This is a genomic window from Pseudomonas putida, from assembly GCF_050989985.1.
GTDB classification, from domain to species: domain Bacteria; phylum Pseudomonadota; class Gammaproteobacteria; order Pseudomonadales; family Pseudomonadaceae; genus Aquipseudomonas; species Aquipseudomonas putida_AI.
The window spans coordinates 3,006,063-3,031,905 of the sequence record NZ_CP158815.1 but is presented as its reverse complement, the minus strand read 5'-3'; the positions used below and the strand labels follow the sequence as shown (position 1 = coordinate 3,031,905).

The 25,843-nt window shown below is 60.2% G+C and carries 22 protein-coding genes and 1 pseudogene; 13 read left to right on the top strand and 10 right to left on the bottom strand.

The features are described 5' to 3' along the window. The first annotated feature begins 40 nt into the window (after nt 1-40). Nucleotides 41-1,543, top strand: coding sequence for a sodium/proton antiporter NhaB (nhaB, locus tag ABTV29_RS14090; RefSeq protein WP_433771178.1), 1,503 nt, complete (start codon nt 41-43; stop codon nt 1,541-1,543). Between the two features lie 143 nt (nt 1,544-1,686). On the opposite strand, the gene zwf is transcribed toward nhaB, so the two are convergent. Both zwf and gnd read right to left on the bottom strand, forming a co-directional pair. After that, on the bottom strand, nt 1,687-3,210 hold the full coding sequence (gene zwf / locus ABTV29_RS14085) for a glucose-6-phosphate dehydrogenase (RefSeq protein ID WP_433771176.1): 1,524 nt from the start codon (nt 3,208-3,210) through the stop codon (nt 1,687-1,689). Continuing rightward, nucleotides 3,207-4,187: a phosphogluconate dehydrogenase (NAD(+)-dependent, decarboxylating) gene (gene gnd, locus ABTV29_RS14080; protein ID WP_433771174.1), complete on the bottom strand. Its 981-nt coding sequence runs from the start codon at nt 4,185-4,187 to the stop codon at nt 3,207-3,209. Before gnd ends, zwf begins: the two co-directional genes overlap by 4 nt. A gap of 272 nt (nt 4,188-4,459) precedes the next feature. Between gnd and ABTV29_RS14075 the strand changes: the two genes are divergently transcribed. The 4 genes and pseudogenes from ABTV29_RS14075 (at nt 4,460) to ABTV29_RS14060 (ending at nt 7,019) form a co-directional block, all read left to right on the top strand. Beyond that, nucleotides 4,460-4,636: a DUF6026 family protein gene (locus ABTV29_RS14075; protein ID WP_433771172.1), complete on the top strand. Its 177-nt coding sequence runs from the start codon at nt 4,460-4,462 to the stop codon at nt 4,634-4,636. Between the two features lie 198 nt (nt 4,637-4,834). Further along, the gene (locus ABTV29_RS14070) at nt 4,835-6,580 is read left to right on the top strand and encodes a phosphoethanolamine transferase CptA (RefSeq protein ID WP_433771170.1); all 1,746 of its coding nucleotides are present in this window, start codon (nt 4,835-4,837) and stop codon (nt 6,578-6,580) included. 21 nt (nt 6,581-6,601) lie between these two features. After that, nucleotides 6,602-6,691, top strand: a pseudogene (locus ABTV29_RS14065) (metal ABC transporter ATP-binding protein); the annotation flags it as partial. A gap of 112 nt (nt 6,692-6,803) precedes the next feature. After that, nucleotides 6,804-7,019, top strand: a complete 216-nt coding sequence (locus ABTV29_RS14060; protein WP_433771168.1) for a hypothetical protein — start codon at nt 6,804-6,806, stop codon at nt 7,017-7,019. A gap of 103 nt (nt 7,020-7,122) precedes the next feature. Here ABTV29_RS14060 and ABTV29_RS14055 read toward each other — a convergent pair whose 3' ends face one another. From ABTV29_RS14055 to zapE, 3 genes are all read right to left on the bottom strand, one after another. Beyond that, entirely contained in the window at nt 7,123-7,614 is a 492-nt protein-coding gene (locus ABTV29_RS14055; RefSeq protein ID WP_433771166.1) for a GNAT family N-acetyltransferase, read from the bottom strand. A 76-nt stretch (nt 7,615-7,690) separates the two neighbouring features. Beyond that, nucleotides 7,691-8,272 (bottom strand): DinB family protein, encoded by a 582-nt coding sequence (locus ABTV29_RS14050; protein WP_433771164.1) that lies wholly within the window; start codon nt 8,270-8,272, stop codon nt 7,691-7,693. Nucleotides 8,273-8,305: 33 nt separating this feature from the next. After that, nucleotides 8,306-9,424, bottom strand: a complete 1,119-nt coding sequence (gene zapE / locus ABTV29_RS14045) for a cell division protein ZapE (protein WP_433771162.1) — start codon at nt 9,422-9,424, stop codon at nt 8,306-8,308. A gap of 158 nt (nt 9,425-9,582) precedes the next feature. Between zapE and ABTV29_RS14040 the strand changes: the two genes are divergently transcribed. Further along, nucleotides 9,583-10,635: an aldo/keto reductase gene (locus tag ABTV29_RS14040; RefSeq protein WP_433771160.1), complete on the top strand. Its 1,053-nt coding sequence runs from the start codon at nt 9,583-9,585 to the stop codon at nt 10,633-10,635. Nucleotides 10,636-10,748: 113 nt separating this feature from the next. Here ABTV29_RS14040 and speB read toward each other — a convergent pair whose 3' ends face one another. Together speB and ABTV29_RS14030 are read right to left on the bottom strand one after the other, a co-directional pair. After that, nucleotides 10,749-11,708: an agmatinase gene (gene speB / locus ABTV29_RS14035; protein WP_110963078.1), complete on the bottom strand. Its 960-nt coding sequence runs from the start codon at nt 11,706-11,708 to the stop codon at nt 10,749-10,751. Nucleotides 11,709-11,760: 52 nt separating this feature from the next. After that, on the bottom strand, nt 11,761-12,867 hold the full coding sequence (locus ABTV29_RS14030; protein ID WP_433771157.1) for a polyamine ABC transporter substrate-binding protein: 1,107 nt from the start codon (nt 12,865-12,867) through the stop codon (nt 11,761-11,763). Between the two features lie 100 nt (nt 12,868-12,967). Here ABTV29_RS14030 and ABTV29_RS14025 point away from each other — a divergent pair, with 100 nt between their 5' ends. From ABTV29_RS14025 to ABTV29_RS14010, 4 genes are all read left to right on the top strand, one after another. Beyond that, complete coding sequence (locus ABTV29_RS14025) at nt 12,968-13,861, top strand: LysR family transcriptional regulator (RefSeq protein WP_433771155.1); 894 nt, start codon at nt 12,968-12,970, stop codon at nt 13,859-13,861. A gap of 199 nt (nt 13,862-14,060) precedes the next feature. Further along, entirely contained in the window at nt 14,061-15,533 is a 1,473-nt protein-coding gene (locus tag ABTV29_RS14020) for a nucleobase:cation symporter-2 family protein (protein ID WP_433771153.1), read from the top strand. 59 nt (nt 15,534-15,592) lie between these two features. Continuing rightward, complete coding sequence (locus ABTV29_RS14015) at nt 15,593-16,066, top strand: LEA type 2 family protein (protein WP_433771151.1); 474 nt, start codon at nt 15,593-15,595, stop codon at nt 16,064-16,066. 25 nt (nt 16,067-16,091) lie between these two features. After that, nucleotides 16,092-16,646: a GNAT family N-acetyltransferase gene (locus ABTV29_RS14010; RefSeq protein WP_433771149.1), complete on the top strand. Its 555-nt coding sequence runs from the start codon at nt 16,092-16,094 to the stop codon at nt 16,644-16,646. Between the two features lie 99 nt (nt 16,647-16,745). On the opposite strand, the gene ABTV29_RS14005 is transcribed toward ABTV29_RS14010, so the two are convergent. Beyond that, nucleotides 16,746-17,669: a carbon-nitrogen hydrolase family protein gene (locus ABTV29_RS14005; protein ID WP_433771147.1), complete on the bottom strand. Its 924-nt coding sequence runs from the start codon at nt 17,667-17,669 to the stop codon at nt 16,746-16,748. Between the two features lie 84 nt (nt 17,670-17,753). Between ABTV29_RS14005 and ABTV29_RS14000 the strand changes: the two genes are divergently transcribed. Further along, nucleotides 17,754-18,671, top strand: a complete 918-nt coding sequence (locus ABTV29_RS14000) for a LysR family transcriptional regulator (protein WP_433771145.1) — start codon at nt 17,754-17,756, stop codon at nt 18,669-18,671. Between the two features lie 35 nt (nt 18,672-18,706). Here the strand turns inward: ABTV29_RS14000 and ABTV29_RS13995 are convergent, their stop codons facing one another. Beyond that, nucleotides 18,707-18,961, bottom strand: coding sequence for a hypothetical protein (locus tag ABTV29_RS13995; protein ID WP_433771143.1), 255 nt, complete (start codon nt 18,959-18,961; stop codon nt 18,707-18,709). Between the two features lie 163 nt (nt 18,962-19,124). Between ABTV29_RS13995 and ABTV29_RS13990 the strand changes: the two genes are divergently transcribed. Then, nucleotides 19,125-19,442, top strand: a complete 318-nt coding sequence (locus tag ABTV29_RS13990; RefSeq protein WP_433771141.1) for a DUF883 family protein — start codon at nt 19,125-19,127, stop codon at nt 19,440-19,442. A 128-nt stretch (nt 19,443-19,570) separates the two neighbouring features. On the opposite strand, the gene ABTV29_RS13985 is transcribed toward ABTV29_RS13990, so the two are convergent. After that, nucleotides 19,571-20,614, bottom strand: coding sequence for an Ldh family oxidoreductase (locus ABTV29_RS13985; protein ID WP_433771139.1), 1,044 nt, complete (start codon nt 20,612-20,614; stop codon nt 19,571-19,573). A gap of 219 nt (nt 20,615-20,833) precedes the next feature. Here ABTV29_RS13985 and ABTV29_RS13980 point away from each other — a divergent pair, with 219 nt between their 5' ends. Continuing rightward, nucleotides 20,834-25,654, top strand: a complete 4,821-nt coding sequence (locus ABTV29_RS13980; protein WP_433771137.1) for a dermonecrotic toxin domain-containing protein — start codon at nt 20,834-20,836, stop codon at nt 25,652-25,654. The last annotated feature ends 189 nt before the right edge of the window (nt 25,655-25,843 follow it).

Here is a 25,843-nt window from a genome sequence, read left to right as displayed (position 1 = left end):
TTACGGCAACTTGCGCGCTTCTTAATACAAGGAGTAGCCGATGTCCGGCTCCATGGCCCAGGCGTTCGCGCATAACTTTCTCGGCAACTCTCCGCGTTGGTACAAACTCTGTATTGTCGGTTTTCTGACTCTCAATGCTCTGGTGCTATGGGTTGCGGGGCCGGTGGCAGCGGGTTGGCTGCTGGTGCTCGAGTTCATCTTCACCCTGGCCATGGCACTCAAGTGCTACCCGTTGCTGCCTGGTGGCTTGTTGCTGGTCGAAGCCTTGCTGCTGAAAATGACCACGCCCCAGGCGCTGTATGACGAACTGTTGCACAACTTCCCGGTGATCCTGCTGCTGATGTTCATGGTGGCCGGCATCTACTTCATGAAAGACCTGCTGTTGTTTCTTTTCTCCCGCCTGTTGCTGGGCGTGCGTTCCAAAGCCATGCTGGCGTTGATGTTCTGCTTCTTGTCGGCGTTTCTGTCGGCGTTTCTTGATGCCTTGACTGTCACCGCGGTGATCATCAGTGCTGCCGTGGGCTTTTACTCGGTGTACCACCGCGTGGCTTCGGGCAACGACCCGCGACAGGACAGCGAGTACAGCGACGATCAGCACCTGCCCCAGCTGCATCACGAGGACCTCGATCAGTTCCGCGCCTTTCTGCGCAGTTTGCTGATGCACGGTGCCGTGGGCACCGCGCTGGGTGGCGTGTGCACTCTGGTGGGTGAACCGCAGAACCTGTTGATCGGGCATGAGATGGGTTGGAAGTTTTCCGAGTTCTTGCTGAAGATCGCCCCGGTTTCGCTCCCCGTACTGGTAGCGGGCCTGGTGACCTGCGTGCTGCTGGAAAAGCTGCGCTGGTTCGGTTACGGCACTCTGCTACCGGACAGCGTCCGGGCCGTGCTGGCCGATTACGCGGCGCAAGACAATGCCGAACGCACCACACGCCAGCGTGCAGCGCTTTTGGTGCAAGGGCTGGCGGCGCTGATCCTGATTGCCGCGCTGGCGTTCCATGTCGCGGAGGTGGGCCTGATCGGCCTGATGGTGATTGTGCTCATCACTGCCTTCACCGGCATCACCGACGAACATCGCCTGGGCACGGCGTTCAAGGACGCGATGCCGTTCACCGCACTGTTGGTGGTGTTTTTTGCGGTGGTCGCGGTGATTCACGATCAGCAATTGTTCACGCCGCTGATCCAGTGGGTACTGGCGCTGCCGGCCCATCGGCAACCGGGCATGCTGTACATCGCCAACGGCCTTCTCTCGGCCATCAGCGACAACGTGTTCGTGGCAACCATTTACATCACTGAAGTCAAACGCGCCTTCATCGCAGGCGCAATGACTCGCGAGCATTTCGAGACATTGGCCATCGCGATCAACACCGGCACCAACCTGCCAAGCGTGGCCACGCCCAATGGCCAGGCTGCGTTCCTGTTCCTGCTGACCTCGGCCATTGCCCCGCTGATTCGGTTGTCCTACGGGCGGATGGTGTGGATGGCGTTGCCGTATACGGTGGTGATGGGAGTGTTGGGGTGGTATGCGGTGAGTTTCTGGCTGTAGGAACGCACATGCTCATTCTGTAGGAGCTGCCGGAGACTGCGATCTTTTGATCTTGCTCTTAAAAATCAAAAGATCGCAGCCTCGTTGCACTCGACAGCTCCTGCATCAGGACAAGGAACACCTGCCATCCGGCAAGGCGTCATTCACCCCAGGCCATGCCAGACGCGCCCATCGCGAGTCAGCAACTCTTCAGCGGCCTCTGGCCCGTCTTCACCGGCTGCGTAGCCCTGTACCGTGGCATCCTGCTGCCAGGCATCGAGGAACGGTTGCACCGCGCGCCAGCCGTTTTCAATATTGTCGGCACGCTGGAACAGGGTCTGATCGCCGGTCAGGCAGTCGTAGATCAGGGTTTCGTAGCCGGTGGACGGCTGCATTTCGAAAAAGTCCTTGTAGGCAAAACCCAGCTCGATGTTGTCCATTTTCAAGGTCTGGCCCGGCCGCTTTGCCAACAGATCGAACCACATGCCTTCATTGGGCTGGATCTGGATCCGCAGGTAAGTGGGCGCCAGTTCATCGACTTCGGTATCGCGAAACTGTGCATACGGCGCCGGCTTGAAGCAGATGACGATCTCGGTGTCGCGCACACTCATGCGCTTGCCGGTGCGCAGGTAGAACGGCACGCCGACCCAGCGCCAGTTGTCGATCATGACCTTGAGGGCGACATAGGTTTCGGTATTGCTGTCCGGCGCGACCCTGTCTTCCTGGCGATACCCCGGTACGGTTTTGCCAGCGACTGCGCCCTCGGTGTATTGCCCGCGCACAGAATTGGCCCGGGCCTCCTCTACCGTCCAGGGCCGAATCGCGCCGACCACCTTGGCCTTCTCGCCACGCACCGCATCGGCGCCAAACGCCGCCGGCGGCTCCATGGCCACCATCGCCAAAAGCTGGAACAGGTGATTGGGCACCATGTCCCGCAGGGCGCCGGTAACTTCATAAAAACTGCCACGGGTCTCCACACCGACGGTTTCGGCCGCGGTGATCTGCACATGGTCGATGTAATGGTTGTTCCAGAACGCCTCGAACAGGCTGTTGGAGAAGCGACTGACCAGGATGTTCTGTACCGTCTCCTTGCCCAGGTAGTGATCGATGCGATAGATCTGCTTCTCGGTCATGACCTTGAGCAGGCAGGCATTCAAGGCTTCGGCCGTTGGCAGGTCGGAGCCGAATGGCTTTTCGATGACCACCCTTCTGAAGGCCTCGGGGCTTTCTTCGAGCAGTCCGGATGCGCCGAGGCGGCGCACCACTTCACTGAAAAAACGTGGCGCGGTGGCCAGGTAGAACACCGCATTGCCGGTGCCGCTGTCGGCGATTTTCGCCGCCAGCGCTTGATAGGTGCTGTCGTCCAGGAAATCGCCCTGAACGTAGCTGATGCCTTTGGCGAGCTGGGCCCACAACTCCGGGTCAAGGGACTTGTCGCCCTTGCCGACTTTGCTGGCCACCTCGTTGCGAATGAAGTCTTCGAGTTTTTTCGCGAAGCCTTGATCGCTGATGGCGTTGTGGTCAACGCCGACGATCCGCAGTCCATCCCCGAGTAAACCGTCGCGCTTGAGGTTGTACAGCGCCGGCATCAGCAGGCGCTTGACCAGATCACCATGGGCACCGAACAGAAACAGCGTGGTAGGTGGCGCGGGTTCAGCCTTGGATTTCCTGCGGATCGCATGGGTCATTTCTTGGGTGTCTCCACGTGGCCGCCGAAGCCGAAGCGCTGGGCCGAAAGAATCTTGTCGCCAAACGTGCCCTGTCCACGGGAACGATAGCGGGAGAACAACGAGTTCGACAGCACTGGCACCGGCACTGCTTGCTCCATGGCCGCCTCGATGGTCCATTGACCTTCACCGCTGTCGGCTACCGAGCCGGAAAAGCCGTCGAGATTCGAATCACTGGCCAAAGCGTCGGCAGTCAGGTCGAGCAGCCACGAGGAAACCACGCTGCCACGACGCCAGACCTCGGCGATGTCTGCGACGTTCAAGTCGAAGCGCTGGTCCTCTGGCAGACGGGAGCTGGACTTGGTCTTGAGAATGTCGAAGCCCTCGGCGAAGGCCTGCATCATTCCGTATTCGATACCGTTGTGGATCATCTTCACAAAATGCCCGGCACCGGCGGGACCTGCGTGGATGTAACCGCGCTCGGCGCGATCGTCATCGGACTTGCGATCCTTGGTCCGCGGGATATCGCCCATGCCCGGGGCAAGGCTTGCGAACAGCGGATCAAGACGTGTAACGGTCTGGGCGTCGCCGCCGATCATCATGCAGTAGCCGCGCTCCAGGCCCCATACGCCACCGGAGGTGCCGACGTCGATGTAGTGCAGGCCCTTTTCCGAGAGGGTCTTGGCCCGGCGGATGTCGTCCTTATAGTGAGTGTTGCCGCCGTCGATGATGGTATCGCCGGCTTCGAGCAAGGTGCTCAGGGTGTCGATGGTGTCTTCGGTCGGTGCGCCTGCCGGCAGCATGACCCACACCGCTCGTGGTTTGGCCAGGCCAGCGACGAGGGCTGGCAAATCGGCGACGCCGGTGGCGCCTTCCTTGGTCAAGGCGTCGACAAAGTCGGTATTGCGGTCGTACACAACGGTGGAATGGCCGTTGAGCATCAGGCGCCGCGCGATATTGCCGCCCATGCGGCCCAGTCCAATAATCCCGAGTTGCATGTGCTGATGCTCCCTACTACAAATAAAAGTGTGTCAATGGTTATAGCCCAACGCGACTATTGAGGTTAGTCCAGAGCGCTGGCGTGAAGTTTCCGGGCATTGTGCCCGATCCACACAGATAACGTCGGCAATCCTGCCGAAGACACAACGACAGTGAAAAATAAAAAAGTTCCCTTCAGGGGCAAAAGAAATCAAAATTGGCGCCGATAGTAGATCAGGCACCGATGTCGGGCCGGATTTACAGTTGAGACACGCCATTTGCGAGGTGAGCAATGGGCACAGTACACACCGCACTGCCAGCACAAACCCTTTATGTCACTATCCGCCGCGACGAATTGCGCCAGCTCAAAGACGAGCGCGACCAGTTGAAGCAAGAGCTTGCGCAGCTGCGCCTGATGATTCAGGGCCAACAGCCCTTGCCCGTGACCCAAAGCGCCCCCCACGCCTGATACCCTCGATTGAAACGGAAGCAGCACAGCCCTGCTTCCGTAGCCAAGCCTCCCCCGCCAGACACAGTAATTCACAACTTTTTCACATTTGCTTCTTGATACTCCGGTTCAGTGTGGCCGCTCGGTATTCGGGCGCCCCCCGTTCGTCTGTCACTTCGGTGAACTGACGGTGGTAAAGATCATTGGCTGGAGCACGGGATGTCTTGGTTTAAGCGCAGCGATACGTCTGCGAAAGGTTTCGATTGGGCAGGTCTGCTCTGGCTGTTTCTGTTCTTCTGGTATTTCTCCGGTATCACCCAACTTCTGATCCAGTTGACGGGCACTTCCGGCTTCTCCGGTTTCCGTCAGGCGTTCGTGATGAGCGCCATCTGGCTCGCGCCGATGCTGCTGTTTCCCAAACAGACGCGCCTGTTGGCCGCACTGCTCGGCGTGGTGCTCTGGGCCTGCTCCATGGCCAGCCTGGGTTACTTCTTCATTTATCAGCAGGAATTTTCACAAAGCGTCATCTTCATCATGTTCGAGTCGAACGTGTCTGAAGCCGGCGAATACATGACCCAGTACTTTGCCTGGTGGATGGTGCCCGCGTTTCTGGCCCACACCGTGTTTGCCTGGTTCCTCTGGACCCGCCTGCGCCCGGTGTACCTGCCCCGCGGCCAGGCTTTGGTTGCAGCCACCGCCATCGTGCTGGCCGTGGTGGGCTATCCGCTGATCAAGCAAACCTTGCGCACCGACAGTTTCGCCGACGGCTTCGAGAAATTCGAAACCCGCATCGAGCCTGCGGTGCCATGGCAGATGGCCGTGGCCTATCACCGCTACCTGGACACCCTGGCCGGCATGCAGGACATGCTCGACAGCGCCAGCAAGATTCCACCGTTGCACAATCTCAAAGACGCCATGGCCAACCAGCCGGCGACCCTGGTGCTGGTGATCGGCGAATCGACCAACCGTCAGCGCATGAGCCTCTACGGCTACCCACGGGAAACCACCCCGGAGCTGGACAAGCTCAAGGATCAACTGACGGTCTTCAACAACGTCATCACCCCGCGCCCTTACACCATTGAGGCGTTGCAACAGGTGCTGACCTTCGCCGACGAAGAGAATCCGGAGCTGTACCTGACCACGCCTTCGTTGGTCAGCATGATGAAACAGGCCGGTTACAAGACCTTCTGGATCACCAACCAGCAAACCATGACCAAGCGCAACACCATGCTCACGACCTTCTCCCAGCAGGCCGACGAGCAGGTGTACCTGAACAACAACCGCAACCAGAACGCCGCCCAGTACGATGGCGACGTGATCGAGCCCTTCAACAAGGCCCTGGCCGACACGGCGCCGCGCAAGCTGATCGTGGTGCATTTGCTGGGCACCCACATGAGCTACCAGTACCGCTACCCTTCGACCTACGACAAGTTCCAGGATCGCAATGGCGTGCCGGCCGGTGTGCGTGACGACCAATTGCCGACCTACAACAGCTACGACAATGCGGTGCTGTACAACGACTTCGTGGTGTCGAGCCTGATCAAGGACTACGCCAAGACCGATCCAAACGGCTTCCTGCTGTACCTGTCGGACCACGGTGAAGACGTTTTCGACTCCGCGGGCCATGACACCCTCGGCCGTAACGAAAACAAACCCACTGCGCCGATGTACACCATCCCCTTCATGGCCTGGGCTTCGCCAAAATGGCGCGAAACCCACGACTGGAGCTTTGCCAGTGACCTGGAGCGGCCTTACAGCAGTTCGCACCTGATCCATACCTGGGCGGACCTGGCGGGCCTGAGTTTCGATGAACTGGATCGCAGCAAGAGCGTGGTCAGCGACAGCTTCAAGCCACGCCCCCTGATGATCGGCAACCCCTACGAACGTCAGCAACGGCCGCTGATCGACTTCAGTCTGATCAAGCCGAAGACGAAACCCGACACGGCGGGTGTCGTACAGCAATAATCACAACGCACGGTAAAACCGGTGGGAGCGAGCCTGCTCGCGAAAGCGGTGTATCAGTCAACATTGAAATCGACTGACACTCCGTCTTCGCGAGCAGGCTCGCTCCCACAGTGTTTTATGGGTTAATTCCAATTTGATGGAATCGGCGGATAATGAGCCTTCGACTTTGATTCATTGATTCATGGACGAATGGCATCCGACACCTTTAAGTGGGAGGCACACCATGAAACGCATCACGCCGATCCTCGCCCTTCTCACGCTGTTTGGTTCCGCAAGCGCCCTTGCCGAAGGCGGCGCTGAACGCATGCGGTACTACTTCGAAACCCTGCATTACAACCAGCAACTGGCATTGGGCAACACGACCCAAAGCCAGGCGAAGGAGTTGCGGGTTCCGGACGATCAAACCGCGCAGATGACCGAATCCTACAGACCGAAATGATTGTTACACCTCTGACTGTCTGCTCTTCAGTCAGAGAAGATCGTTGGGCGTCCTGATGGACGCCCTTTTTTTGCCTCAATCCCCACCTGAATCCCCATCTCAATCAAAGCGGCTTGATCCAGAACATCATCCGCCCATGCGCCGGGTCGAACTCGCCCGGGGCAAAGCCGAATTTGGCGTAGGACGCCTGCGCCACTGCGTTGCCTTCCAGTACTTCCAGCGTGATCTTGCAGCAGCCACGCTGCCGGGCGATCTCCTCGACCTTTTGCAGCATCCGCTGGCTCAAGCCCAAGCCGCGAAACTTCGGCACTACAGCCACGTCGTGCACGTTGACCAGTGGCCGGCAGGCAAAAGTCGAGAAACCTTCGAAGCAATTGACCAGCCCGGCCGGCTCGCCACCGACAAAGGCCAGCACGCTGAAGGCATGCGGACGCTTGGCCAGCTCCCCGGGCAAGTGCTCCAGCACGTCGGCGGGCAAGGCATGGCCGCCTCCCATCGGGTCCTGGGCGTAGCTGTTCAGTACCAGGCCAAGGGCCTCGGCGTGCACCGGGTTGGTGTAACTGGCTTGCAGCACAAGTATTTCCGCGAAATCCATTTCCATCCTCAATCAAAAAGTAGTCCCAGGGTGTAGGACGATATCCTGAGCAACGGAAAAGCAAAAGATCGCAGTCCTAATGCCCCCAAATCAGCGCTTCAGTCCACCCCAGCTCGGCGAAATCCTCACTGCGCAGGTGCGACTCGCCCTGACAGAAAAACTCGTCGAGCTGCGGCGGTTTCACCGACGTACCGCTGAGCATTGCATGCACCTGGCCGCGATGATGAATCTGATGCTCGAACAGGTGCGACAGCAGGCGCAGGCGACTGTCGTATTGCGGCGTGTCCCGGGCGATGGTCACCACCTTGACCAGATCGGCATCGCGCATCTGCTCGCAATAGGCGATCAGTCGCCGGTCCACCTGGGCCTGTTCGCGCTTCAGAGAAGCAGCCTCGATGCATGGTTCATCGTCCTTGAAAAACACGTAACAGTCGGGATGCGGATCGTCGCCGCGCAACTCGCGCTCAAGGGCGTCCACGTAGAACCAGTCGCAGGTCAGGATGTGATTGAGGGTCGCGCGAATGCTGGGAAAGAAGCTCACGCGTGGGGCGAGCAGCTCAGCCGGGCTCAACAGACACCAGGCCTTGGCCAGTCGATGATTGGCCCAGGCATTCTGGTAAGCCATGATCAGTAAATGGTGGGACAGCGGTTGATTCATGCTCAGGCCTCCTCGACGGATACGCACTGACACTCATGCTTGCGCGAAGCGCTCCAGCTGCATCTCTTGCAGGCGACTGAGGGTGCGGCGGAACGGGAACTCCAGATAGCCTTCGGTGTAGAGCGATGCCATTGGCACCCGGGCTTCGAGGTACAGCGGCACCTTGCGGTCGTAGCACTCGTCCACCAGGGCGATGAAGCGCCGCACACCGTCGTCGTGCACCGAGAGCTGCGGCAACTCGCGATCCCCCGCCGCTATCCGCTCGGCACCATCTTCGGTGCCACGTGCGATGCGCCCTTCACGTTTTTGCGCACTGAGGTTGGGGACGTCACTGAGCAAAATAGCGCTGAAGGTATCGCACAGGGCGATGAAATCCATGGCGGCAAACGGCTGTTCACACAGATCGGCGTAACGGCACCAGAGCACGGATTGGCTTGTGTGCACCACATCAAGCGAGCGATAGCCGACCTTCACGGGCTCGCTGGAAACCGTTTGCCCTACTGTCAGCAACTTGAATACTTCTTCCAGGGCGCTGGCCTGTCCCGGCTCGGCCACCCAGTAGCGCTGCAAGCCCTGCCCCGGATGCAGGCGATGGTCTTCGCCACCATCCACCGCGATCACCTGCATGTGCTGCTTGATGGCGGTGATGGCCGGCAGGAAGCGCTCACGATTGAAACCATCGGCATACAACTGGTCGGGAGGCAGGTTGGACGTGCAGACCACCACGACGCCCTGTTCGAACATCACCTGGAACAGGCGCCCGAGAATGATCGCATCCCCTATGTCATTGACGAACAATTCGTCGAAGCACAGTACCCGCACCTCAGCGCTCAGCTCGCGAGCCAGGGCCTTGAGCGGGTCGGCGGTACCGGTGAGCTGGAACGAGCGCTGATGCACCCAGCCCATGAAGTGGTGAAAGTGCTGACGCCGCGCCGGCACTCGCAAGTGTTGGTAGAACTGGTCCATGAGCCAGGTTTTGCCGCGCCCTACGGGGCCCCAGAGATACACGCCGGTAATCGGCGTGCGCTGTTCATGCAGCGCTTCGTGGCACTTCTGCAAGGCCCAGACGGCATGTTCCTGGGCTTCGTCCTGGACGAAGCCCTTCTGTTCAATGGCGTTCTGCCAGGCGCTGAGGGGGGAGTCGACATTCATGGGCGGCAGTATAGCCCTGTCGCGGCCTTCACTCTGGAACGCCAGTGAAATGACCGGTGGGCTGATTTGCGAAAAAGAAGGTTGACCAAATAAATTATTAGCATCATATTTTTATATGTCGCTAAACATTTATAAATCGATCCCTCCGGAGTCATCCCATGCATTACAAAGTGTTCGGCCGTAAAACCGGCCTGCGAGTTTCTGAACTGGCACTGGGCGCCGGTAACTTCGGCACCGGTTGGGGCCATGGCGCGGAACGTGACGAAGCCAAGCGTATTTTCGATGGCTATCTGGAAGCCGGCGGCAACTTCATCGACACAGCCAACGGCTATCAGGGCGGCCAGTCCGAAGCCATGCTCAGCGAATTCATCGCCGCCGAACGCGATCGTCTGGTGATCGCCACCAAATACACATTGGGCACCACTCCCGCAGCGGGCATTTCCCATACCGGCAATAACCGCAAGAACATGGTGCGTGCCGTTGAAGAAAGCCTCAAACGCCTGAACACCGATCACATCGATCTGTTCTATGCGCACATGAGCGATGGCGTGACGCCCATGGAAGAAATCCTGCGCGGTTTTGACGACCTGGTCCGGGCCGGCAAGATCCATTACGGGGGACTGTCGAACTTCCCGGCCTGGCGCATTGCCCGCGCCGATCTGCTGGCGGAAGTACGCGGGTTCGCGCCGATTGCCGCGATCCAAGTGGAGTACAGCCTGGCCGAGCGCACTGCCGAGCGTGAGCAACTGCCGATGGCCGAAGCCCTGGGCCTGGCCGCGACCCTGTGGTCGCCACTGGGCGGCGGCTTCCTCACCGGCAAGTACCGCAGCAGCCAGGGCGACAACCGCGCCACGAAACTCGGGGTGCTGGTTCACGCCGAGAAAAGCGCCCGAGAAACCGCCCTGCTCGACACCCTGCTGGCCGTCGCCGAGGAACTGGCAGCCAGCCCGACCCACGTGGCGATCGCCTGGTTGCGCGAGCAAGCCAAACGCTCGGGCACCGCGCTGATTCCGATTCTCGGCTCGCGGACCCGTGAACAGCTGGATGCGACCCTGGGCGCTCTGAACGTGCAGTTGAACGACCAGCAACTGGCGCGCCTCGATGGCGTCAGCGACGTGGCCAAGGGCGTACCGCATGAATCGATTTCCGGTTCGTTTGCGCGGTTCAGCGGCGGTGTGACCCTGGACCTTCCAAAAATCCCGGTCGCCTGACACAAGTCCCCTGTAGGAGCGAGCCTGCTCGCGATGCGGTGTGTCAGTTGACTCAACAATCGACTGACACGACGCCATCGCGAGCAAGCTCGCTCCTACAGGTTTAACTGCGTCTATCGATCAACCTTATGCTTCGCCGCATACAGACACAGCATTTCCATCGCCAACGTCGCCGCCGCCAGTGACGTAATGTCCGCGTTGTCATACGCCGGCGCCACTTCCACCACGTCCATGCCCACCAGATTGATCCCGCGCAAACCGCCGAGGATCTCCAGCGCCTGCACCGTACTCAAGCCGCCACACACCGGCGTTCCGGTGCCCGGCGCGAATGCCGGATCCAGGCAGTCGATGTCGAAGGTCAGGTACACCGGGTGATCGCCGACCCGCGCGCGGATCGCCTCGACGATCGCATCCACCCCGCGCCGATGCACCTGGCGTGCGTCCAGCACTTCAAAGCCCTGATGATCGTCGTTGGTGGTGCGCAAGCCGATCTGCACTGAGCGCGACGGATCGACCAGCCCCTCCTTTGCCGCATGCCAGAACATGGTCCCGTGGTCGATGCGCTTGCCCTCTTCGTCCGGCCAGGTGTCGCTGTGCGCGTCGAAGTGGATCAGCGACAGCGGGCCGTGCTTGCGGGCGTGGGCCTTGAGCAGCGGATAGGTGATGAAGTGGTCGCCGCCGAAGGTCAGCATCGCGCTGCCCGCGTTCAGAATGTGCTCGGCGTGGGCCTCGATGCATTCCGGGGTCGACTGCGGCGAGCCGTAATCGAAATCGCAGTCGCCAAAGTCCACCACGGCCAGGTGATCGAACGGATCGAACGTCCAGGGCCAGTGGCGCTCCCAGGCAATCCCGGTGGAAGCGGCACGAATGCCCCTTGGTCCGAAGCGTGCGCCGGGGCGGTTGCTGGTGGCGGTGTCGAACGGCACGCCACTGACCGCCACGTCGACGCCGCGCAGGTCACGGCTGTAGCGCCGACGCATGAAACTGGTGATGCCGGCGTAGGTACTTTCGGCGGCGGTGCCGTACAGACTGTCGCGGGTCATGGCCTGATCGTTTTGCATGGGGACGTCCATCTCGGATTCCTTCTTGTTCTGGGTGACTGTTCTTGACGACTTGTGTTGGCCGTTATTGCTGGCGGGAACGGAAAGCGGTCCACATACGGGTGCGCTGGCGCATGTCCTTGAGGCTCATGGTGCGGTCGGCATACAGCCGCTCACGCACGTCGGCGGACGGGTAAATGTCCGGGTCGCTGCGCACGGCCTCATCCACCAGCGGCGTCGCGGCCTGGTTGGCGGTGGCAAAGAACAGCGTGTTGGTCAGCGCGGCCACGGATTCGGGGCGCAACATGAACTCGATGAAGCGGCGCGCGGCTTCGGGGTGCGGCGCGTCCTTGGGGATCGCCAGGTTGTCCTGCCACACCAGGGTGCCTTCCCGGGGAATCCGGTAGGCGATTTCATAAGGCTTGTTGGCCTTGCGCGCCTGGTCGGCGGCCATGCTTGCGTCGCCGTTGTAGGCCAGCGCCAGACAGACGCTGCCATTGGCCAGGTCATTGATCTGCCGCCCGCTGGCCACGTACAGCACCGACGACTGCAATTGATGGAGCAAGGCTTGGGCAGCATCGAGATCGGCCTTGTCGGTGCTGTAGGGATCCTTGCCCAGGTAATGCAGCGCCAGGCCGATCACTTCCTGGGGCGAGTCGATGATCGCGATCCCGCAATCCTTGAGCTTGCTGGCGTACTCGGGCTTGAACAGCAGGTCCAGGCTGTTGAGCGGCGCATCCGGCAGGCGCTTGCGCACCGCTTCGACGTTCATGCCCAGCCCCAGGGTGCCCCAAGTATAAGGCACGCCATATTGATTGCCCGGGTCGACGGCCGCGAGCTTTTCCAGCAGGTCCGGGTCGAGGTTGGCGTAGCCCTTCAGGCCTTCGTGGGGAATGGCTTTCAATGCGCCGGCCGCCAGGCCACGGGCCAGAACGCTGGAGGATGGCACCACCACGTCGTAGCCACTGCCGCCGGTCAACAGTTTGGTTTCCAGCACCTCCGGTGCATCGAAGGTGTCGTAGCGCACATGAATGCCGGTTTCCTGCTCGAAGCGTTGCAGGGTTTCGGGGGCGACGTAATCAGCCCAGCTATAGAGATTGACCACCTGTTCTTCGGCCCGCTCTTCAGCTAGCGTCGCGGCGGACATGGCGAGGACTAATACAGAGACACACAACTTGCGCACGGGAGCCATGACAACCACCTGACCAGAGAATGTGGTTGCAGCATGCGTTGTCCGATACATTGGTGAAATATCAAGTTAATTAACCTGACATTATCCCGGAGTAATGTGAATGCTCGGCCAATTCCACGATCTGGACCTGCACCTGCTGCGCCTGTTCGTCAGCGTGGTGGAGTGCGGCGGCTTCAGCGCGGCGCAGGGTGAACTCGGCTTGAGCCAGTCGAGCATCAGCCAGCAAATGGCCAAACTGGAAACCCGCCTCGGCTATCGGCTGTGCAGCCGTGGCAAGGGCGGGTTCAAGATCACCCCCAAGGGTGAGCAATTGCTGGCCGCCACCCGTGGGTTGTTCGAGTCCATCGAAGCGTTCCGGCATCAATCCAACGGCGTGGCCGGGCGTTTGATCGGCGAAGTGCGCCTGGGGCTGTCCGAAGCGCTGGATCAATCGGTATTGCAACGGGTGGCCGATGCCATCGGGCGCTTTCGCCAGCGCGACGAATCGGTGCGTATCGAACTGATGAGCGCCATGCCCGGCGAAATGGAGCGCCTGCTGCTGCAACAGCGGCTGGACCTGGCCATCGGTTATTTCTCCCAGGCGCAGAGCGCGTTCGATTACCGCGAACTGTTCACGGAAACCCAGCACCTGTATTGCGCGGTCGGCCATCCGCTGTTCGATAACGACGCGCCGGACGACCAGGCCCTGCAAGCCTGCGACCGGGTCGACCACCCCTACCGCTTCCTGCGCAGCGACGAGCCCTTTCAGGGAAAGCTGTGTTCGGCGCGGGCGGAACAGGTCGAAGGCACCCTCGCCTTCATATTGTCCGGCAAGCATATCGGCTACCTGCCAGAGCATTTTGCCCGTGGCTGGGTGGACAAGGAGTTGCTGCGGGTAGTACAGCGTGAGGGCATGAGTTTCGAAGTGGCGTTCCACCTGGCTCGCCATCGGGCGCAGGTACCGGGGGATGCGCAGAAGGCTTTCGAGGAGGATTTGCTGGCAGCGTTTGCCTGAACTTTGTGGGAGCGAGCCTGCTCGCGATTGCGGTTCAGCAGTCGACACAGATGTTGAATGTGACGCCGCCATCGCGAGCAGGCTCGCTCCCACAGGGAATATGCCAGGCATAGGGACCATTGCTCGCCACAAAATGGTCTTTCTGGCATCCTGCGCCTCCATTTTCTGACCCGGCCCGCCTTCTGGCTCGCACACAACCATGACCGCCTCTGAAAAACCCCCTGCCCCGCGCCACAACGACCTGATCTACGGTCTCGAAGACCGCCCGCACCTGACCGCCACCGTGTTCGCTGCCCTGCAGCACGTCCTGGCCAGTTTCGTCGGGATCATTACGCCCACCTTGATTATGGGCAGCGCCCTGGGCCTGCAAAGCGAAATACCCTACCTGATCAGCATGGCCCTGTTCGTCTCGGGCCTGGGCACCTTCGTTCAGGCGCGGCGTTTCGGGCCGGTCGGTTCGGGCCTGCTGTGCCTGCAGGGCACCAGTTTCTCGTTCATCAGCGTGATCCTCAGCGCCGGTTTCATGGTCAAGGCCCGGGGCGGCGGTACCGATGAAATCCTCTCGACCATCTTCGGCGTGTGCTTCTTCGCCGCGTTTATCGAAGTGGTGTTGAGCCAGTTCATCGGCAAATTGCGCATGCTGATCACTCCCGTGGTGACCGGCACCATCATCACGCTCATGGGCCTGTCTCTGATCAAGGTCGCCATGACCGACATCGCCGGCGGTTTCGGCGCCACCGACCTTGGTGCCGCCAGCCACCTGGGCCTGGCCGCGCTGGTGCTTGGCGCCATAGTTATATTGAACCGGGTGGACGTGCCATTCCTGCGCCTGGGGGCGATTGTCATCGGCCTGACCCTGGGCTACGTCGTCGCCTGGATGCTGGGGCACGTCGATTTCGCCAGCCTGCCGGCCGTTCCGCTGATGAGCGTGCCGGTGCCGTTCAAGTACGGCTTCTCCTTCGACTGGGTAGCGTTCGTGCCGGTGGCAGTGATTTTCCTGGTGTCGCCACTGGAAGCGGCCGGTGACCTGACTGCCAACTCGATGATTTCCCGGCAACCGGTCAAGGGCCCGCTGTACATTCGCCGGATCAAGTCCGGGTTGCTGGCCGACGGCCTCAACTCGGCCATGGCGGCGGTGTTCAACAGCATGCCGATGGTGACCTTCGCCCAGAACAACGGGGTGATTCAATTGACCGGCGTCGCCAGCCGTTACGTGGCGTTCTTCATTGCCGGGCTGCTGGTGCTGCTCGGGCTGTTCCCGATGATCGGCGCCGTGCTGCAACTGATGCCCAAGCCGGTGCTCGGCGGTGCGGAACTGGTGATGTTCGGCACCGTGGCCGTAGCCGGCATCAAGATCCTCGCCGAAGCCGGCCTGCATCGACGCAATATGCTGATCGTAGCGATTTCCCTCGGCATGGGCCTGGGTGTGGCGGCGGTACCGGAAGTCCTGCGTGAACTGCCCAAGGCGCTGCACAACATTTTCGAATCGCCGATCACCGTCGGCGCGCTGTGCGCTATCGTTCTTAATATCTTCCTGCCCGAGGAGTTCATCGAGCTGGAAGAAGACGATTTCGATCCGGAAGCCTCGATTCTCAAGGTCATGGAAAATCCGGATGTCCAAGCCAAGGGTGAACCCGCCACACCGCCCGGTGTCGCAGCAGTGAACCGCTAGACCGTGCTCAAGGGCTGAGCCGCTGGCGGTTCAGCCCTATTACTCACGAGAGCACGTCCATGCGCAGCTTCCACGCGGTTTTCCTTTCTTCGCTGTTGCTCGTCCTGAGCGCCTGCGCCACCTACCCCTACGACGACCCGCTCAACGTCAATGTGGTCGGCGTCCAGCCGCTGCCCAGCCAAGACATGGAAGTACGGTTTGCCGTGAAAATTCGCGTGCAGAACCCCAATGGCACCAACATCAACTACAACGGTGTGGCGCTGGACCTGGATATCAATGGCCAGCCTTTCGCCTCCGGTGTCAGCAACGAATCCGGAAGCGTGGGCCGATACTCCGAAGCGGTGCTGACCGTGCCCGTGAGCGTGTCGGCGTTTTCGGCACTGCGCCAGACCTATGGCTTCACGCAGATGCAAAACCTGCACAACATGCCCTATGTGCTGCGCGGCAAACTGGGATCAGGCTTGTTCGCCACCCGACGTTTCGTCGACAGCGGCCAGGTCAGCCTGCCGGGGCCCATGACCGGGAGCCGCTAAAACATCGCAAGGAGCTACGAAGCACATGGATGCGATACCCATTCTCTACACCGAGCGCTTGATCCTGCGCCCGTTGGAGCTGGCCGATGCCGAGGCCATCCAGCAACAATTCCCGCACTGGGAGGTGGTGCGTTACCTCAATGCGCTGGTGCCCTGGCCCTATCCCGCCGACGGTGCGCTGACGTACCTGCGCGACAATGCCCTGCCGGCGATTGCCCGCGGCGAGGAATGGCATTGGACGATCCGCCTGCAATCCGCGCCCGACCAGCTGATCGGCAACATCAGCCTGATGAACGAGAAGGACAACAACCGCGGTTTCTGGCTCGGACCGCAATGGCAAGGCCAGGGCCTGATGACCGAAGCCAGTGAGGCGGTTACCCGATACTGGTTCACAACCCTTGGACGTGATGTGCTGCGCGTACCGAAAGCCACCAACAACATCGGATCGCGCAAACTGTCAGAACGCACCGGCATGCGTTTGATCGGCGTTGACGAGGGTGATTTCGTCGGCGGGCGATTTGCCAGGGAGATTTGGGAAATCACCCGCGAAGAATGGTTGTTGCAACAACACCCCTTGTAGGAGCGAGCACGCTCGCGAAAAACCTGAGATCCACGTGGGGTATCAGGCATCCCGAGTTATCGTTTACCTCCATCGCGAGCATGCTCGCTCCTGCAAGGGTCATGCGCTGAATTTCACGCCGGGCTTGGCCCGCTCGTCCACCGTGAGCTCGAAGATATCTGGCCGCGCATAGTGTCCGACCACGTCGTAGTCGTAGCGGGCGCGCACCAGATCGTCGGTATCGATTCCAGCCGAGATCAACCCGGCCTCGCCCCGCAACGGCCCGGCCAGGACGTCGCCCATGGGGCCGACGATCACACTGCCGCCGGCAATCAACGGACGATCCACCGGCCAGTTGGCGACCTCCACACCCAGCGCCCGAGGCGAATCCTGGACCTGACAGGCGCTGACCACAAAACAGCGGCCCTCATGGGCGATATGGCGCATGCTGACCTGCCACATTTCCCGCTCGTCCACCGTCGGCGCACACCACACCTCCACGCCTTTGGCGTACATCGCGGTGCGTAGCAGCGGCATCATGTTTTCCCAGCAAATCACCGCACCGATACGCCCGACCTGGCTGTCGATCACCGGCAAGGTCGAGCCATCGCCCTTGCCCCAGATCAACCGCTCAGTGCCGGTGGGCATCAGTTTGCGGTGCTTGCCCACCAGGCCCGCCTTTGGATCGAAATACAAGGCGGTGCAGTGCAAGGTACTTCCCGCCCGCTCGATGACACCGATCACCAGATTGGCCCCGGTACTCGCCGACAGCCCCGCCAGCGCTTCGGTTTCCGCGCCGGGCACATCGATGGCATTGGCGAAATAACGGGCAAACGCCTCACGCCCTTCCGGCAGGCGATAGCCCAGTTGCGTGCCAAACCCCTCGCCCTTCGGATACCCGCCCAACAGTGCCTCGGGCATCACCACCAATGCGGCGCCAGATTCAATGATTGCGTTTTCATAGGACAGGATCTGTTCCAGGGTCTCGGCCTTGCCGCCGGGCAAGGCGCCAATTTGCAGTGCGGCAACGATTGATTTGGGCATCGTGGTAACTCCGTTGGCATCAGGTGTTGCTCATTTTCGATCGCCACCCGATCATGAATAAAGCCCAGTTCACTGCTGAATGATATGAATCACATGAATATCGCCGACATCGATCTCAACCTGCTCAAAGTCTTCGAAGCACTGCACGAGGAGTCCAGTGCCAGCCGTGCCGCGCTGCGCCTGGGCGTGACGCAGTCGGCGGTCAGCGCAGCATTGCGTCGGTTGCGCGAGGTATATGGCGATCAGCTGTTCGTCCGCACCGGCCGTGGCCTGGCGCCCACCCTCAAGGCCAATCAACTCAAGCCCGTGGTCAGTGATGCCCTGAACAAATGCCGGCAGAGCCTGGCCATGGTCGACCCCGATGCCAGCCATTACGACGGCCGCTCGGTGACCGTGGGACTGTCGGATGACTTCGAGATTGCCTATGGCCGGCGCTTGATCGAGGAAGTCGCCCGGGTGGCACCGAAGCTGCGCCTGATCTTTCGTCAGACCCACAGCCAGATCGTCGGCGATGCCCTGATGGAGCGCAGCATCGACCTGGCAATCGCCGCCGGCGGGTTTACCGAGCGTTTGCTCAGCCGCCAGGTACTGGGTGAAGGGGGGTATGCGTGCCTGGTGGACCCGCTGAGCCTGACCGAGGGGCAGACCGGCATCGATCTGGAGGAATTTGTCGCCCGCGAACACATACTGGTGTCGTCGGGCGGCTTTATCGGCATTACCGATGAGGGATTAGCGGCAGTGGGCTTGAGCCGCCGGGTCTGCGCCTCGACCACGCATTTTGCGGCGCTGCCGCACCTGCTCAAGGGCAGCCAGGCGGTGGCGACCATTCCCGCCCATGCGGCTCAAAGTATCGCCGCACTCTGCAATCTGGTGCTGCTGCCCTGCCCTCTGGCCTTGCCGCGCTACCCGATCGAACTGGGCTGGCGCACCAGCGCCCAACTCGATCCGGTGGTGTCGAAGGTGCGTGACGCGATTGTGGCGAGCTTTGATGTTGCCTTTTGAACGCTAGATCAAAAGATCGCAGTCTGCGGCATCTCCTACTTGGCGGCGGCCATCAGGCGATTGACTTCACTGCGCACCATGTTCGAGAACTCAGGCGGCGACATGCCGTCCAGTTCGGCTCGGACCCACTCGGCCCACTTGCCCTTGCGCTTGGCACGCTCGCCGAACAACCGCGCGGCCTCACCCTTGGCTTTGCCCAGGTTGGTTTGCCAGAGTTCGAACAGACGGGATTTTTCGTCCTCGATTTCTGCGCGCTCGGCGAGGGTTTTTTCGGCCAGATTGAAGCTCATGGGAATTTCCTGCTGCGTAAATAGCCGACATCTTACACTGTAGGACGAATCGTCCTACTGAGGATTTTCTTCAGCAGGGCTGCCTGCACGCAAAATCGCTGCAACTTTTTCAATTGCCGCGCACTCCATTGTTCACTGTCACTTACCTGCAAGGAGTACTTCAATGGCCCGCAAAACCGCCACGCAAGCCGCCGAAGATCAAATCAAGGATCAAGCCTTCAGCGAGCTTCAGTCTCTGATCGAAGAGTCGGAAAAACTGCTCAAGAGCAGCGCTTCACTGGTAGGAGAGGAAGCGGAGACCCTGCGCGGGCAGATCGCCCTGAAACTCCAGCAGGCCCGGGACTCGGTGACCAGCGTGCGCGACCGCACACTGCCGGCGGTTGAAGCCACCGAAACCTACATTGGCGGGCATCCATGGCAAACCGTGGCCATTTCTGCCGGCTTTGGGCTGGTGGTCGGATTGTTGCTGGGTCGGCGTTAAACGCTGCCAGCAATCGGAAATACGACTCCTGTGGGAGCGAGCCTGCTCGCGAAAGCGCAATCACTTTCAGCATCCAAGGTGACTGATCCACCGCTTCGCGAGCAGGCTCGCTCCCACATTGATCGGGTTTAACTCAGGCCAGCCAACTCCCGCAGATTCGCCAGCGTCTGCGCATCCAGCTCAATGCCACTGGCTTGCGATTTGGCCCGCTGATGGTGCCGACGATCCCCCGGCAACCGCTTGAGCCCCACGCCATGCATCTGCCGCACCAGCTCCTGGCTGCGCTCGGCAAAGCTCTGCCCCGTGGCCTTGCTCGGGTCGATGACGATGATTAACTGGCCGGTCCATGGCGTCTTGGCGCCGGGGTGATTTTTCCAGTCGAACTCGAAAGAGAAGTTGCCGCCGGTTAGCGCCGCCGCCAGCAACTCCACCATCATCGACAGCGCCGAGCCCTTGTGCCCGCCGAACGGCAACAGCGCGCCGCCTTCAAGAATCGCCTTGGGGTCCTGGGTCGGCTGACCGAGCGCGTCCACGCCCATGCCCGGTGGCAAACGCTCGCCCTTGCGCGCGGCAATCTGCACATCGCCGTGGGCAATGGCGCTGGTAGCCAGGTCGAACACAATGGGGTCACCGTCGGCACGGGGCGCGGCGAAAGCGATGGGATTGGTACCGAAAAGCGGTCGATCGGCGCCATGGGGCACTACGCAGGTCATGCTGTTGACCACACTCAAGGCCACCAGCCCTTCATAGGCAAAGGGCTCGACATCCGGCCACAACGCAGCGAAATGGTGAGAGTTGCGGATGGCGAGTACCGCGATTCCGGCACTACGCGCCTTTTCCACCAACAGGGCCCGCGCCGCCGCGAGCGCCGGTTGTGCAAAACCGTTACCGGCATCGACCCGCACGAAACCCGAAGCCACATCCTCGACCACCGGAACAGCCTTGCCGTTCACCCAGCCGCTCTGCAACGTTGAAACATAACCGGGGATGCGGAACACCCCGTGACTGTGCGCGCCATCGCGTTCGGCGCCCGCGCAGTTTTCAGCCAGCACCCGGGCGACATCGGCAGAGGTGCCATGACGCAGGAATATCTTCTCAAGCAACGCCGTCAACTCAGCGAGGGACAGATTTTGCGAGACAACAGCAGACACATCATCGAGTGGTGCAGACATCTGAAGCTCCAGACTAATTATTGGAGGGAACAACAGCGTGGATAGACCGCCGATTAACCACGCGCGGCCAGTGACCTGTCAACCCTTCGATAACGACTCGTGACACGAGTGTGGACCGCCCGTGCGTTAGCTATCCGCCACCCGCCACCGGGCAGCGTTTTTTAGGCTCGACGTTCCATCCACTGGCGCACTGCATCGCGCCTGACACGAGACTGAACGATGCCCACATCCCCTACCCCCCTTTTTTTCCCGGAAATCCGGCGTTCCACCGATCACTGGAGCGAGTTTGGCAAAACCCACGGATTGACGCGAAAGGACCTGGAGTGGCTGCGCCATGTGCAATGGGCCACCCATGCTTCGCGCCTTCAACAATCCCCGCCAATGCATGCGGAGAAAATCCTGGTCAGCGCCGGGCCGCTGTCTTCGCCCCTGGCGGGTTGCTTCGTGTTGCGCTCCATGCCCGATGACAACGGCGAAATTCTCTACACGCCGTACGCCGGTATCAGGAAATTCGCCAGCCGCGCGTCCCTGAGCGCGCACATCAAAAGCCGATTGGACAGCGCGGACGAAGGCGAAGAACTGCTGGCGTTCATGTCATTGTCCGCGCGTAAAGCACTGGCCGAAGCCAGCGACATCAAAGTGAGCTTCGAGACCATCGACGGCGACATATTCCTGGATCAGCGCGCCGTCATCGAAGACAACCTGCGCAGCAACGATCTGGCGATGGTCAGCGAACTTCAAAAGCTGCCAACACTCGATGCGCTGCTCGATACCCTACTCGAGGGGTTGCTCAAAGCGGACTTTCCCGCACTGGACCAGCGTCAGACCCTGGTCAATTTTTATACCGAAGCAGCACCTTCCACTGGCGATCCGAACACTTCGAAATCCCGCCACTGGGCCGTCTCCATGCCCTTGCGTGAAGCAGTGCTTTCGTTTTATCGACATCAGCGCTGGCCGACCGGACAGCATGCCGAATTCTCTCACCCGCGATTGTCACCGCTGGCCACTGACCAGAAGCACTGGCAAGCAGCGGTCAAGCGCGCGGCCGAGGGCCTGGTCGGTCAGTTGTCTGCGCAACTGCAACGCTTCTGGAACCAGGCAAGTGTCGACGGCGCCACGCGGCGGGTGTTCTTCTGCCGTGCCATCGGCGAAAAGGCGCGCGCAGATCTGCTGTTCAAGCGCGAGGACGGCAGGGTCTCCCCGGAACAAAGTCGTGCTTTACACGCGCTGATCGAGCCGACGACGGGAACGTCCTCGACGCTGACCCTCGAAACGGTGCGTCTCTGGGAAAACCTGCCCAACTACATAGAGCTCTCCGGCTCCCTGATGATCAGCCAAAGCGGTTCCCATGCCTTTCTTTACACACCCGTCCAAGGATTTGAGGTGCTGAAGGACTACGAAGACCTGAAAGCCACTCTACGAAAAAAGTCCACGGTCGCCGGTCACGACGACGAGCTATATGACCTCATGAGCCTGGAGGAACGGCAGCGTTTCATCGGTTTTCATGAGCCCCGGGTGTCGGGCGCCGTCACCAGCGGCTCGGTGTTTGAGGCACTTTTCGAAGCAATCATCACCAAACAACTACAAAACCTGGAATACGCCCTTCAGGTGTTCCGACACAGCGACGGCGCGGTGAATATCCAGGCCTATTTCGACAAGGCGCTGGACATTCGCGCCATGATCAATGCGCAACTACTGTCGCTGGATGCCCAGGGGCGCTGGAGCACGCGACCGCTGATGTCGGGCAAGCAACCCTCCCTGGTGCTGGGAGACACGGCTGAAAGCCTGGCCAAGACCTATCTTTCCGTTGAATCGGCGCTACGCGAGAAGTTTTTGCAGCAACCCATCAGCAGTCTGGTGCTTCAACGAACGTATCTGGAGAACATGAAAGCGGATTTTGCCGACGCCTTTTCCGTTGGCCTGCGTGGCGAGGCTGCCGTGCGGGAACTGGGCGGTACCTTGCGCAACGCCGATTGGCACATCGTCGAAACCGTCTTCAACCAGGAGCGGGCGGACCGAAAAAGCCGCCTCGCCGTCAGGGGTTTTCACCCGGATGCCTTCTCACTGGTGCTGGAATGCGCTGGCGAGGAAGACGTTCTGCCTTTGGCCAATTGCGTATTGCTGACCACCCGGGGCGGTCTAGATGTTCAGCATTCCGGCCGCGCCATTCTTTGGACGCCCGCCAACGGACTGGAGGTATTCGAGTCGGTCGGCAGTGCCCGGCAGCAGCTGAACCTGCGCCTGCTCGATTCGGAAAAGCGCCTGGGATTGCTGGGAAATCTTTCCCCTGCCCAGCGCAAGTTCCACCGACGCTACTCGCTCAACTCGTTGCGTCTGATCGAGGGCAATGTTTTGCAGCATCTCGCGCAATCCGCGATTGACCACTTCCTGGCGCGCTGTGAATACGTGCATGCCTGGAAGTTGAGCGCCGACCAACAGACAAAAGCACTTGCAGCACTGACGCAAACCGTCATCGAGACCAACTTGTGCAGAGCCACGGCCATCGCCAGGGCAATGGTGCTCCAGCAGACCTCTCCAGCCTGGCTCGGGATGGCCCCCGTCGAGGAACAACAACTGCACGCCGAGCTGCTCGAACAACTTCATGACAGCGTCCCCGATGACAAAGACTACCTGCACGGCATAAAGCCGCTGCGGACCTATGTGCATGAAACCTTGAGAACGCTGCTCGCCAGCCGCTTTGCCGGGACAGGGCTGAATCCCGATGAGATCGAAATCACCCCCAACCTGTCTCTGGCCGGCCCGCCTCAATCCTTGACCGAGTTTGCCTTCAAGCATGTCAATGTGGCGCAGAACACAGGCTTCAGGATTGCCTCGACAACCACCAGACCCTTACTTGCAAACCTGGACCAGGCTGCGATCCAGCAACTGCTGTCATCGCTTGATATTACGAAGACCTACGCCAGGCAAGTGACCGACAGCCTGGTGACCGACAGCACCCAGGCGGTGCACCGCTGGCAGCGTTTTGTACAACAGGTGCCGTGGCAACTCCTGCATCACGCTCACGAATTGAAGCTGCAACAACGCTTGTCCGACGGTGCCTTCGACTTGATTCGACAGGTGCTGGATATGCCGGACGCCGTGGCCCGGGCAGCCGTCAAGGGAGCCCATGCCATCGTTCGACCACTGCAACTGATCAAGGCCACCGGCGCCAGCCCCGTCGCGGCTTCTGGCCTGTATCTGATCGGCCCGGGGGCCGGGCAAAAAGGCTCTCAAGTCTTGTATGCGCCCTATCACACGGGCTCGATTTTCACCGAATTCGACAATGAAGTCGGTGTGGTCGCGGCGCTTAATACACCCGGCCCACTGCAGGAATTGCTGCTGCGTCGCCTGCCTGACATTGAGCGCTCGGGGTTTCGCAACCTGTTCAAGTCCACGGTCGGACAAGTGAGTGAAATTACCCTCGGGGCCAATGTGATCCGTGGCCATCTGTTGACCCATTTGTTCAACGACAACGCCGCCTTGCTGCCACGAATGCTCGCCGCGCGATCTGATCCCGACGGATTTTCAGACTGGGAAACGGTCAAGCATCTGTTCAGCAGCGGCATCAAACTGGCTTCAGGCCTGTTACCCGGGAAACTCGCTTACGGAAAATTTCTGTGGCAAGCCTACGACGACTTCAAGGAATCAGCCGAAGGACTGCAGGATCATCACTGGAAAGCTGCATTGCGCAACTTCATCAACGGTGCGGCGCAAATGGTATCGCTGGGTAAATTGTCGCTGGAAGCCCAAAGCGTGGCAGTCGCTGCGCCGCCCACCACCGAGCCGGTCGCAACCCCCGTGGTCGCGCTGGATTGGTCGCAGATCGACACCACTTCACCGCGTCGCACCCGGTTGCAGCAGTTTGAAACCACGGCCGTGCAATTGAAGGATCTGACCAGAAACCTCGCTGATGGGACGTACCTGGACACGGTCACCCAACATCGATACGCCCCCATAGCTGGCAAGGTGTATGCCGTAAGGAAAAGCGGAGCGGTATGGCGGATGATCAAAGGCAAGCAGGAAGGCCCTGTCCTGCAGCCCACCTCAAGCAAGCAACTGGTCACTGACCCGGACACTCATACGGTGCACCACGGAAAAAACCTGTCGAAAATGCACAACAGGTTTATCACCAGCCACGAAGCGCGAAGTGTCTTGAACATAGAAGCGCGAGGCATGACAGAGATTCGCGCCAAATTTCCCGAAAGGGCCGACATGCTGGTGGGGGCCGTCGATCTGGCGCGTTTTTACGCGTTCAACAGCATGCATAATCTCGCGTTGCCCGGGAACCTCGCCGACGGGACGCGAATGAATACGCTGCTTGGCGAACACTTTGATGTGAACACCGTCGACGCCTATCTGATCAGAAAAATCAAAGAAACCATCCTGCCGATCTGCAACGCGTTGGTGGACCCCGACCAGGATTTGCTCAGCGGCAATCGATTGGTCGTTGGCTCAAATAAAAACCCGTCATCCAACGTCGCCGCTTTCGTGAACCCCAACGATCCGGACAAGCGGATGCACATCACAGAGAAGTTTTTCGACCAACAACTCGGTTGGTACAAGTTCTCTTTGACAGCCCCCTTCGATGTCGACACCCATGCTCGGGCTGCGGTCATCATCCACGAGCTGGGTCATCAGTGTTGCGATGCAGTCGATATCGTGTACGTGGAAGCGAGGCGCCCGTTCAGCGATCTCGTGGAGACGATCACGGGCTTTGGCCAGGCGGTAAAACAGGAGCAGGTCGAATTCCAGCGTAGTGCGCTGTCGCTACACACCCCGAGGGAGGAGTTGTTTGCCCGCTGGAACAGCGAACTGAGCACATGGATCAGTCTCGGTTCGCTGACAAGCGCTGTTGAAGAGGCCGAGGCAATCCTCGACATCACCAACAGCCCGACCATTGACCAGGCCCGGGATGCTTTCCTGAGTACGCAAAATGCCGAGCATCGAATCAACATCATTCTGCGCAATGCCGACTCTATCTCACGTCTGATCTGCGAAATGGGTCGGCAGCTGGACCCCTTGCCGGTAGTTACCCCCTAAAAACCGAAAAAACGGCGCATATAAAGATCCTTTTGATCTGATTTTCACCTCACCTATGGATACTGCTGCCCGCCGGCGTGCTGTTACGGCACGCCAGCGTCAAGAAAATAAACTTTGATGTTTAATTGCCATGATCGATGTTCTCGCAAACGGCACTCAAGGTTAGAATGGCGCAAATCAGGATGAGTC